The following is a 12,711-nucleotide window of genomic DNA, read 5'->3' on the forward strand; positions in this document are numbered from 1 at the left end:
GATTTAAAATTTACAAATATGAAATTCGTATTTGCTCTAGTTGTAGGAATGTTGTCATTATTAAGTAACTCTTATTCGCAAACAAAAAGTAATTATAAACCCAATATTCTGTTCATTTTGGTTGATGATTTAGGGTATTCGGATTTAAGTTGTATGGGAAGCAAATATTATGAGACACCAAACATTGATGCATTAGCAAGTCAATCAATGGTTTTTACAAATGGGTATGCAGGTTGTCAAGTGTGTAGTCCTTCTCGAGCAACAATTATGACAGGGCAGTTTACCGCTCGTCATGGAATTACGGATTGGATTGGGGCAAAAACAGGTCACGAGTGGAATGATAGTAAAAGGAAAAGTAAAGTGTTTCCTGCAGAATACAAAGATCATATTGATAAGTCGGTAGTAACTTTACCAAAGGCTTTAAAAAAAGGTGGGTATACTACTTTTTTTGCAGGGAAATGGCATTTAGGTGATAAAGGAAATTACCCTGAAGATTATGGCTTTGATATAAATAAAGGTGGTTTCCATTCAGGAAGTCCTGCAGGTGGATATTTTGCCCCTTTTAAAAATCCTAAGCTTGAGGATCACGAAAAAGGAGAAAATTTAACATTGTGTTTGGCAAAGGAAACGTCTAATTTTATAAAATCATCAAAGGACAAACCCTTCTTTGCTTTTTTATCTTTTTATGCCGTTCATGCTCCTATTCAAACTACCAAAGAGAAATGGGAAAAGTATAGAGCCAAAGCAGAAAAAATGGGATTTGCAGACAAAGGTTTTGAAAACGGTGATTTATTGCCTATGCGAAAATATCAAGATAATCCTGTATATGCTGGTTTAATAGAAACTATGGATGATGCTGTTGGAATGGTTTTAAAAACACTTCAGGAGACAGGTTTAGATAAAAATACCATTGTTATTTTTACTTCTGATAATGGAGGTGTAACTTCTGGAGATAATTACTCAACAAATTGTTTGCCTTTTAAAGGAGGAAAAGGCTATCAATGGGAGGGAGGAATAAGGGTTCCTTTTATGGTTAATGTTCCAGGCTACGACAATAAAGGTGTTCGAAATGATACACCTGTAATCAGTAGCGATTTTTACCCTACAATTCTTAACTTGGCTAGGTTACCATTACAGCCTGAAGACCATAAAGACGGAAAAAGCATTGTTCCTGTCTTAAAAGGAAAAACAATAGATGAGAGACCTTTATATTGGCATTACCCTCATTATGGAAACCAAGGGGGAAGACCTGTTTCTATCATTCGAAAAGGGGAGTGGAAATTAATTCATTTCTGGGAAGATGGTCATAATGAATTGTACAATTTAAATAATGATATTCACGAAGATCATGACTTAGCCAAAAAAGAATCTAAACGTACAAAAGTCATGTCTAAAATGTTATTGCGCTGGTTGAAAGAGGTAAATGCGCAATATCCTAAACCGAATCCATCATTTGATGAGAATAAAGAAAAAGAAGCGATTGTAAACAGCCAGAAGAAAAAAATACAATCGCTCGAGGAACTACGAACCAAGATGTTGAATAAAGATTGGGAACCCAATCCTAATTGGTGGGGAAGCATTCCTACTATTGATTAAAAAATTAACCAAACTATAAATAAGTTTAGAATTGATACCAAACTATTATGAAAACTGCTTTTAAAATTATACTTGCTTCGTTAAGTTTAATCGTGTTACATTCTTGTAATGCACCTAAAAAAAAACCATCAACAGTCAATGCAAAAGCTCCCAATGTTTTAATTATAGTAACTGATGAATTGCGCGCACAAGCGACCAGTTACGCAGGTGACGAAAATATTAAAACACCTAATCTTGATAGATTAGCATCAATGAGCGTTAATTTTAAAAATGCAGTTTCTGGAATGCCTGTTTGTACTCCTTTTAGAGGTTCATTGATGACAGGGCAAAGACCCATAACAAATGGGATGTTTATGAATGATGTTCAGTTAGATACCACTGCAGTAACTATGGGGAATATTTATGCTAAAGCAGGTTACGATACCGGTTATATTGGCAAATGGCACATGGATGGTCATGGGCGAACTAAATTTATTCCGCCAGGAAGTCGCCGACAAGGATTTCAGTTTTGGCAAGCCAATGAATGTACGCATAACTACAACCGTTCCGTTTATTATGACAATAATGATCCTACTCCTAGAACGTGGGGGGATTACGATACTTTTGCACAAACAGATGCTGCAATAGCTTATATGGATTCAAAAAAAAATGGGGTAAATCCATTTTTACTGGTTTTGGCATGGGGAACCCCACATTCACCATATAATACAGCACCTGAGAAGTATAAAAAAATGTTTAATCCTAATGATATCAAATTACGTCCTAATGTGCCAAAGGGAAAAGAAGAAGCTGCTAAAGAAGAATTAGCGGGTTATTATGCACATATTGCGGCCTTAGACGAAATGATGGGCAAATTATTAGATAATTTAAAAGCCTCTAATCAATTAGATAATACCATAATAGTATTTACATCAGACCATGGTAATATGTCAGGGTCTCATCGTCAAAGTTACAAGCAACAGCCCTATGCTGAATCTGTGAAAGTACCGATGCTTTTTTATGTTCCCAAGGGATTCGGAATTAAAGCAGGCGACCGAAGCGCAATGTTGAACTCCGAAGATATTTTACCTACTTTATTGGGTTTGTGTAATATTTCAATACCTAAAAGTGTCGAAGGAATTAATTACACAGCATATATGCAAGGAAAAGGAAATTTGAAAGTAGGTGAAGAAACAATAATCACTTGTGTACAACCCTTTGGACAATGGAACAGAAAAAAAGGCGGTAAAGAATATAGAGGATTGGTAACTGAACGCTATACTTATGTGAAAGATTTAAACGGACCTTGGTTGTTTTTTGATAATGAAAAAGATCCTTATCAATTAAAAAATTTAGTCAATAACCCTAATTACAAGATGATTCAGGATGACCTAGAAAAACGTTTGCTAAAACGCTTACAGGATAATAAAGATGAGTTTCTACCAGGAATGGAATATGTGAAAAAATGGGGATATACCTTGGATGATTCGGGTACGGTTCCTTTTAAATAATTTGTTAAGATTCTTACTAAGAATTAAGCAATTGAATATAAAAAAAATTAGTTGGTTTATTTGTCAACTAGTTTGAAAAAATAATGAATTATATGAATAGTAAATATCTTGTGGGATGTGCAGTATTATTAGTATTGCTATGTTCATTTGTACAGCATAGAAATTTGAATCAGGCTCCAACAAATTTAACCATCAGTGAAGGCTTAACCAATCCATTAGGGTTTTATGATAGTAGTCCCACATTTTCATGGAAACTTCCTGTTGGTACTGAATCACAATCAGCTTATAGCATAGTAGTAGCAAGTTCACCGGAATTACTACCTAACCATCCTGATTTGTGGAATAGTGGTAAGGTGAATAATGACCAAACATTATTTGTAAACTATAAAGGTAAAAAGCTGTCATCCAGACAAAAAGTCTATTGGCAAGTTAAGTTTTGGGATAATAAGGGAAAAGCTTCAAATTGGAGTGAGAGAACTCATTTTGAATTAGGTTTACTAAGTAATAAAGATTGGAAGGGGAATTGGATTTCGGTTTCTCCAACACAATTGAATGAATTTACCCGAAAAAAATCAGTACTGTTTAGACCACAATACATGCGAAAAAAACTTAATGTCGATTCAAATGTTAAAAAAGCAAGACTGTATATTACCGCTAGAGGAGTTTTTGAAGCTTATATTAATGGCTTAAAGGTAGGAACTGATGTGATGACACCAGGCTGGACACCTACAAATAAAAACATCAGCACTTTGACTTATGATGTGACGGATATGATCAAAAAAGGAGACAACACATTAAGTGCAGTTCTTGCTGAGGGTTGGAATTCTGGACGTATTTATCTTAGACGTGATGCAGAGAAAAAAGATGCACCTTTTTTATTGTGCCAGTTAGAGATTCAAACTACCAAAGGTACTCAAACTATTGTAACTGATAAAACCTGGAAAGTTACCCTCAATGGACCTATAAGAGAAGCAAATATTTATGATGGGGAAACCTATAATGCTAACTTTGATTTAGGAAATTGGAAAAACAATAACTATGATGATTCTGAATGGTCCCAAGTAGTTGAAGAGCAACTATCAGAATCCGTTTTGTTATTGCCTAAACGCTATCAAACAGTTAAGAATAAAGAGATCATTCCCGTTAAAACAATTACAGAGCCAATTGCTGGTAAACCAATCTTTAATTTTGGACAAAATAATGTAGGTGTACCTTTGATTAAAGTACCAATGAAAAAAGGAGATACACTCACGGTTCGTTTTGCCGAAATGCTCAATACAGACGGTACCATGTACACCGGAAATTATAGAGGGGCTAAGTCAACGGATTATTATATTGCTGCCAAAGACGGAATGATAGAATGGAAACCAACTTTTACTTTTCATGGCTATCAATACATCGAATTAAGTGGTTTTGATTCTAAGGCTAAACCACAAAAAGATTGGGTTACTGCCATTGTACAATATTCTGATTTTAATCTTAATGGCAATTTTACTTCTTCCCATACTAAGTTAAACCAATTGCAAAGTAATATTACTTGGGGGTTAAAAGGAAATTTTTTTGATATTCCAACTGATTGTCCACAACGAGATGAACGTTTGGGGTGGACTGGTGACGCTCAGGTCATTGCACCAACTTCTCTTTTTTTTGCTGATATGTATGCATTCTGGGCATCCTATTTACAAAGTATGAGAATGGAACAATTGCCTGATGGAGCAATTCCTCATGTTATTCCAAATGCTCTGGGAACAGAATCTTCCTCTGGTTGGGGTGATGCTTGTGTAATTATCCCTTGGGAAATTTACTTTAGAACGGGAGACAAGCGTATCCTTGAAGATAATTATGATATGATGAACAAATGGCTAGGGTATTACGCTTCAAAATCCAAAGGAAATATTGTAACTATGATGGCTTTTGGCGATTGGTTGCAACCTTATACTATTCCAAAAGATAATCCTAAAATGACTCGTCGTGGAGATACCCCTGGAGATTTTGTGTCAACAGCTTATTATGCTCGAGCTGTTGAATTAACAATGAAATCAGCACAAGTTTTAGGAAAGAATGAAGATGTTAATAGGTTAAAAGAGTTACATCAAGCCATCAAAAAAGCATTTGATGCAAAGTATTTTGATGCTAATGGTCGTACAACAACTAAAATTGAAACTCAAACACAATATTTATTGGCTTTAGATTTTGGATTATTGTCTAAAGAAAAATCTTTAAAAGCTATTGACCATTTGGTTAGAATTATTGCCGATTGTGATAATCATCTTAGAACTGGATTTTTGGGGACACCTATATTACCTTTTGTTTTGGATAACATGGGGCAAAGTGATTTAATGTATTCTATTTTATTCAAAGAAAGCTATCCTTCTTGGTTTTATTCGATTAATCAAGGTGCTACCACTATGTGGGAACGTTGGGATAGTTATACTCTAAAAGATGGATTTCATAAGGACGGAATGAATTCTTTCAACCATTATGCTTATGGTGCTATTGGTCATTGGATGTACGAACGTATTGCAGGAATAAAACCTATTGCAGCAGGTTATAAAGAAATTGAAATTTCCCCTATGCCAGGTTTACCTTTGACGTCTGCAAGTGCTACTTATGATTCTCCTTATGGAAAAGTTGGTTCCTCTTGGAAATTAGAAAATAATCAATTTTATTTAGATGTAGTGATTCCTTCACAAGTAACGGCTACTCTAATTATTCCTGCTGATACAAACAAAGATTTAATTAGCAACGGGGTCATTTTTAAAAACAATCAAATGATTCAATTAATCAAAAAAACAGCTAATGCTTATTATTTAAAAGCTAAACCTGGAATTTATCAATTCAAATCCACTTATTTTAAACCTCAATAATTTAAATCTAATGAAAAAACACCTGTTAATATTTTTAGTTATTTTGTTTAGTCTTTCAAATAATTTAACAAACGCACAAATTAAATATACAGTCAACGAGGATTGGAAATTTGTCAAAGACAATGGAATTACAAAAGTTGAGGATATTTCAAAATCGAAAGAAAAATCGATTCAAGTAGATATTCCACACACTTGGAATGATAAAGATGTTATTGACGAGGAAGAAGGATATTATCGAGGTTCTGGATGGTATTCAAAGACTATAAAAATCCCTACTGCATATAAAGATAAGCAAGTTTTCCTTTTCTTCGAAGGAGTAGGTATGGTTGCTGAGGTATATGTCAACAAACAATTAGCCTCTAAGCATATTGGTGGTTTTACCCGCTTTGTGGTTCCGGTATCCAAATATGTAAAATTTGATACTTCCAAAGAATATTCAACCTTTGAAGTAATTGTTAAAGCCAATAATGCTTTTGATAAAGATGTTCCGCCATTGCATGCTGACTTTACATTTTTTGGTGGAATTTATCGCGATGTCAATCTTCTAGTAACTGAAAAAGTACACTTTAACATTGAAGATTATGCATCCAATGGCGTTTTTATAACCACGCCAAAAGTCTCTGAAAAAAGTGGAGAGGTGAATTTAAAAGTTAAAATTAAAAATGATGATGCCTCAACTCAAAAGGTAAAATTACTGGCAAAAGTATATGCTCCAAACCAAAAGCTGGTTCAAGAGAAAATAGTTTCATTAAGTTTAAAGCCGGGTATTTCAAATGATTTTGACCTGAAGTTAAATTCTGTTTTAAATCCTGAATTATGGTCACCAGACACGCCTAATTTATACAGGGTGGTCTGTGAGATTGTTGACTCAAAAAACAATACAAAACTAGATGAAACTAGTAACCCACTCGGATTTCGTTGGTTTACATTTGATGTTGACAAAGGTTTCTTTTTGAATGGGAAACACTTAAAATTAATAGGAACTAACCGTCATCAAGATTTTAAAGCCATAAGTAACGCTTTACCAGATTATATCCATGTTGAAGATATACTGAAAATGAAAGCTATGGGTAGTAACTTTTTACGTATTGCCCATTATCCACAAGACCCAATTATTCTTGAAATGTGTGACCGTTTAGGAATTCTTGCTACTGTTGAAACACCTGTCATTGATACGGTAACCGAATCAGAAGCTTTTACTCAAAATTGTTTGAGTGCTCAAATGGAAATGATTCGTCAAAACTACAATCACCCAAGTTTGATTATTTGGGTATACATGAACGAGGTGATTTTACACCCAAAATTTACCGATGATAAAAAGCGTTATGATGTTTACACAAAGTACATCGTAGATTTAGCTAAGAAAATTGAAAATTTAACGCGTAAAGAAGACCCGTACCGTTATACCATGATTCCTAATCATAATAGTTTAGAGCGTTACCAAGAGCCAGGATTAACGGAGGTTCCTATGATTGTAGGCTGGAATATCTATCTGGGTTGGTATGGTGGTTCATACGATTTATTGCCTGAAAATATTAACAAAATTCGTAAAGCAATAAAAAAACCTATGATTATTACCGAGTACGGTGCGGGAGTAGACCCACGATTACACTCATTATATCCGATGCGTTTTGATTATTCACAGGAATATGGAACCGAATTTCATAAATACTATCTTGACTATTTTATGAAGAATGATTTTATAGCTGGTGTCAACGTATGGAATTATGCCGATTTTAACTCGGAAGATCGTGTTGATGCTGTGCAAAGTATCAATAATAAAGGATTAGTTGGTTTAGACCGTTCACCAAAAGATGTTTACTTCTTTTATCAGGCAAGTTTGCTTAAGAAACCATTCTTAGCTCTTGGTACAAAAACTTGGGGTAAACAACGCACTTATATCGAAGACAAAGAAGGTGTTGGCATTTCTACTATGCCGGTACAAATTTTCACCAATCAAAGCGAAGTAGAATTATTTCTTAACGGAAAAAGTCTCGGTATAAAAAAAACGGAGGGAGTTATCGCTACATTTAATGTGCCATTTATTAACGGAATCAATCAATTGATTGCCAAAACTAAAGGAGGTACAGTGGTTGAAGATTTTTCCACAGTACAAATTAACGTATTGCCTATATCATTGAAACAATTTCCTGCCAATGGTTTTTCTATCAATGTAGGGGATAAGCGTTTTTTCTATGATGATGCTATTGATCAAGCTTGGATGTTCGATAAAGAATACACCCCAGGAAGTTGGGGGCACATTGGCGGAAAACCTTATGTACGTCCTGAAAAAAATGTGCAACAACCTTATGGAGCGAAGCAAACCATTAAAGGAACTTTTAACGACCCTATTTACCAAACGCAGTTGGTAGGCATTGAGCAATACCGTTTTGACGTACCACCTGGAGTTTATGAAGTAACTATGCATTTTGCAGAACTTGAAGGATCAAAAGCAAAACATTTACCTTATGATTTAAGTGAGGAAAGTAAAGAAGTAGCTAAAATTACCAATCGAACTTTTTCGGTTTCAATCAATGATAAAAAAATAGTTGACAAACTTGATTTACTGGGGCAATATGGAGAATATCGTGCAGTTAAAATTAAAGGCGAAATAACTGTAAAAGAAGCTGAACCACTACTTGTTAATTTCAAAAAAAATGTTGGCGAACCAGTATTAAATGCTATCGAGATTTATAAGAAATTATAGGGAATTATGAAAATATTATATAAATATGTTGTATTATTTTTTGGTTTTGTTTATAGCGTTAATGCACAACAAAAAACCAACATACTCATTTTTTTAGTAGATGATTTAAGACCAGAATTAGGTTGCTATGATAACAGTATAATTAAAACACCTAATATTGATAAATTAGCCAAAGACGGAGTGTTGTTTGACAAAGCCTATTGTCAACAAGCAATTTGCGCTCCCTCACGAATCAGTATTCTTACAGGAATGCGACCAGAAAATGTTGGGATTTACGATTTAGAAACGCCCCTTCGAAAAGTACACAAAGACTTGCTCACTATACCGCAATTTTTTAAGCAAAATGGCTATAAAACTGTTGCAGTGGGTAAAGTATATCATCATGCTAATGATGACAAAGAAAATTGGAGCATTTTGTTTCCCAGAGAAGGAAATACCTATGCCAATCCAGAAAATATAGCCATTATGGAGAAGCAAAAAAAAGCAGGACAAAAAGTAAAAGCCCCTGCTTTTGAATGTGTTGATGTGCCTGACGATACGTATCGTGATGCCAAAGTCGCTAATAATGCAATAAAAACGCTAAAAGATATAAAAGGCGAAAACTTTATGATGGTGGTTGGTTTTAGTCGTCCCCATTTGCCTTTTAATGTTCCTAAAAAATATTGGGATTTATACGATAAAAAAAATATTGTTGTTCCATCAAGGGACAAGCCAGCAAATATTTTTCCTACTGCAATGAGTAATTGGGGCGAATTACGTAACTATTATGGGATTCCGCAAAAAGGAGATTTAAGTGATGATTTATCTAAAGAATTAATAAATGGCTATTATGCCAGTGTGAGTTTTATTGATACACAAATGGGTAAAGTATTGCAAACGTTAGACGAGTTAAACTTACGTCAAAACACCATGATAGTTTTTATGAGTGACCACGGTTGGAAATTGGGGGAATATGGGGCTTGGTGTAAACATACTAATTTTGAGCATGATGTAAAAGTGCCTTTAATAATCAGTAGAGAAACTAACTATCAAGGGCGCAAAGTGAATCAAAGAAGTGATGCCCTTGTAGAATATATAGATGTTTTTTCAACCATTGCAGCGGCTTGTAACTTAAGCCTACCCAAAACCGATGGTAAAAGTTTATTACCATTATTAGACAATCCTAAGATGAAATGGGATAATGCAGCTTATAGTGTATATCCTAGAGGTAAAAATATGGGGTGTACTTGTACCGATGGCCAATGGCGTTATACCGAATGGCGCAACGCAGATACTCAAGAAGTAGTAGGTAAAGAATTATATAACCATAAGCAAAGTGCTTTAGCAACCGAAAATTTAGCGGGTAATAGTAAATACAAAAAAATAGAACAGCGAATGAAAAAAAATCTTGATAATCAATTCCCTGTTGATATGGGACCCTTCAAAAAAAGTATAATTTCTAAAGGTGTTCCAGAAGATGAATAGTTTAACAAAATGTATAATAGGATGTTATTTTATCCTAAGTTCGGTTTCGGTTTTTTCACAACGAATCGAAACTAACTTGAATGACAACAGGAATTATATTTTAAATGATAAAGATTTAAACTACAAAATAGGTAGTTGGGGCGACCAAGGCGATGGTACTTACAAAAACCCAGTACTTAATGCCGATTATCCAGATATTGACATTGAAAAAATCGGGGATAAATATTACATGATTGCATCTAAACAACATTTTTCACCCGGTATGGTTATTCTGGAATCGGACGATTTGGTAAACTGGGAGATTATTGGCCATGTTTGGGATAAACTGGATTGGTCACCCGACTATAACTGGGACAGATTGTCTGCTTATGGTCGTGGCGTTTATGCCGGAGATTTGGCTTATCATGAAGGGAAATATTATTGCTATATGATTGATTCCAGACATGGTTTATTGGTAAGCACAGCCGAAAACATTCGCGGTCCCTGGTCCAAACCTATAAAAATGTTACCTCCCGAAATCGCTCATGATGATCCTACTGTATTTTGGGACTATGATACTCATGAGGCATTTTTGGTGTGCAATAATGCTTTTAGGGTGAATCCTGATCCTGAAATGAAAAAAGAACGAATGAACGAAAACCGCATTTATAAAATGAGCTGGGACGGTCTTTCGGTGCTTGATAGCGGACAGGTATATTACGTTGGTAAAGTGGCAGAGGCAGCAAAGGTTCATAAAATTAACGGTACATTTTACATTTTTATGGCTGAATGGTTCAATAAAGATTCCAATAACCCCAAAGGTGGAGAATTTAATGGAGGCGACAGAAAACAGTTTGTTTTGCGCTCAACCACCAACAGCATTTATGGTCCTTATGAGAAAAAAGTGGTATTGGAAAGGGGAAATGGCTTTGAAAGAAGCAGTTGCCAGGGCTCATTAGTTCAGGCACCTGATAATTCGTGGTGGTACATGCACCAGTTAGTTCAAAATATAAAAAGTCCGTTTCAGGGTCGTCCACAGTGTTTAGAGCCTGTAACCTGGGTTGATGGTTGGCCGATTATTGGAGAGGATATTGACGATGATGGCATTGGTGAACCGGTTTGGTCGTACAAAAAGCCTATTAACGGATTTCCGATAAAAGCGCCACAAACCGATGACGAATTTAATTCTTCAACATTGGGTCATCAATGGGAATGGAACCACAATTCACGCGATTCACACTGGTCGCTTAACAAACGAAAAGGATACTTGCGCCTGATAGCAAGTAAATTATTGCCAAACAAAGAAGGGTTCGGTCCAACTGTTTCTTCAAGAGAAAAAAATATTGGAATAAATGCAGATTTTTGGAGAGCGCCTAATACGATTAGTCAGCGTATCATGGGCAACACCACAGGAACAGCAACGGCAAAAGTTGATTTATCGGGTATGGTAGTCGGTCAGCGAGCCGGTATGGTCAGGTTTAGTAGTGTTTCTCATTTGTTTGGTGTAAAAATAAATGAAAACGGAAGCAAACAACTTTTCTTTATGGACAAAGAAGGAAAGGAAACGGAAAGTGAAATAATCAAATCAAAAAAACTGTATTTGCGAACCCAAAACAAAGGCGATCAGGCATTTTTTGAATACAGTACAAACGGTAAGAATTTTATAAAAGTGGCAACTGATTTTACAATTGAATTTGGTTATTGGTCAGGTGATCGTATTGGTTTTTTCTGTTGGAACAACAATAAGGAAAAAGGCGTTTTTGATATTGATAGTTTCCATTATGAATATGATGGACCTAAAGCCAATAAATAAATAAATAAATAAATAAATAAATAAATAAATAAATGACTGAATATGTGTAAACGGTTGATAATTGTACCTTTTTTACTCTTGTTTCGGACTTGAAATTTATTCTTAGAAAATTTTAAAAAATCCCCTGAAAAATGAATATTTTACAGAGATTCAACCCTGCTATTTCAAAAATTACCAAATGAAGCTCGTCCGTAAATGTAGTGGTGGTTGTACAAGCAAACAGGTGAGGTGTTGTAGGCTTTCAAATTATTAGCTGTTATTTCTAAGAAAAATAGTTTTTATGGACTTGCTAAATAATACAAGAATCAAACCCCGTTAACGCTCAAAATAAGTTACAAACGGGGTTTTTGTGTAGTAATTAATTCTTTTTAAAGAAAATTTGGTGTTTTTTCTATTAATTCTATCCGATTGTTCCAAGGGTCGTAAAATGAGAATCTATTTATCCCCGGAATCTCTTGTTCTTCTTGAATTCTAACACCCTTGTCAATTAAATATTTTTTAATCAGGATACTATCTTCAACAACAAAAGCAGGATGCCTTTTTGAAATTCCTTCTGTGTTTTCTGTACCAATGTGAAGTGAAATATCAGCAATTTTTAGCCAAAATCCAGCAATGTTTTGTATGGATTTAGGCCTCTCAAGTTCTTGTAATCCTAATATGTTGCAATAAAAATTGCGAGCTCTTTCTTCCTCACCAATAGGGATACAAACTTGGACATGATCCAATTTTTTGAATTTTATCTTCATTTTAGTTTAGATTTAATTTTTACAATATACAATAACTTCCAAAAATACA

The 12,711-nt window shown here is 34.7% G+C and carries 7 protein-coding genes; 6 read left to right on the forward strand and 1 reads right to left on the reverse strand.

Annotated features, from left to right (window positions below):
- Positions 1–18: 18 nt before the first annotated feature.
- The 6 genes from B6A10_RS06025 (at position 19) to B6A10_RS06050 (ending at position 11,916) form a co-directional block, all read left to right on the forward strand.
- A complete protein-coding gene (locus tag B6A10_RS06025) occupies positions 19–1,596 on the forward strand; it encodes a sulfatase (RefSeq protein ID WP_188220122.1) in 1,578 nt (525 codons plus the stop codon).
- A 47-nt stretch (positions 1,597–1,643) separates the two neighbouring features.
- Positions 1,644–3,086: a sulfatase family protein gene (locus B6A10_RS06030; RefSeq protein WP_188220123.1), complete on the forward strand. Its 1,443-nt coding sequence runs from the start codon at positions 1,644–1,646 to the stop codon at positions 3,084–3,086.
- A 92-nt stretch (positions 3,087–3,178) separates the two neighbouring features.
- The gene (locus tag B6A10_RS06035; protein WP_188220124.1) at positions 3,179–5,953 is read left to right on the forward strand and encodes a family 78 glycoside hydrolase catalytic domain; all 2,775 of its coding nucleotides are present in this window, start codon (positions 3,179–3,181) and stop codon (positions 5,951–5,953) included.
- Positions 5,954–5,963: 10 nt separating this feature from the next.
- On the forward strand, positions 5,964–8,660 hold the full coding sequence (locus B6A10_RS06040) for a glycoside hydrolase family 2 TIM barrel-domain containing protein (protein WP_188220125.1): 2,697 nt from the start codon (positions 5,964–5,966) through the stop codon (positions 8,658–8,660).
- A gap of 6 nt (positions 8,661–8,666) precedes the next feature.
- Positions 8,667–10,124 (forward strand): sulfatase, encoded by a 1,458-nt coding sequence (locus B6A10_RS06045; protein WP_188220126.1) that lies wholly within the window; start codon positions 8,667–8,669, stop codon positions 10,122–10,124.
- Positions 10,117–11,916: a glycoside hydrolase family 43 protein gene (locus tag B6A10_RS06050; RefSeq protein ID WP_188220127.1), complete on the forward strand. Its 1,800-nt coding sequence runs from the start codon at positions 10,117–10,119 to the stop codon at positions 11,914–11,916. Before B6A10_RS06045 ends, B6A10_RS06050 begins: the two co-directional genes overlap by 8 nt.
- 368 nt (positions 11,917–12,284) lie before the next feature.
- Here B6A10_RS06050 and B6A10_RS06055 read toward each other — a convergent pair whose 3' ends face one another.
- On the reverse strand, positions 12,285–12,662 hold the full coding sequence (locus B6A10_RS06055; RefSeq protein ID WP_188220128.1) for a VOC family protein: 378 nt from the start codon (positions 12,660–12,662) through the stop codon (positions 12,285–12,287).
- Positions 12,663–12,711 lie beyond the last annotated feature (49 nt).

It is taken from the genome of Flavobacterium pokkalii, assembly GCF_014596575.1.
Taxonomy (GTDB): domain Bacteria; phylum Bacteroidota; class Bacteroidia; order Flavobacteriales; family Flavobacteriaceae; genus Flavobacterium; species Flavobacterium pokkalii.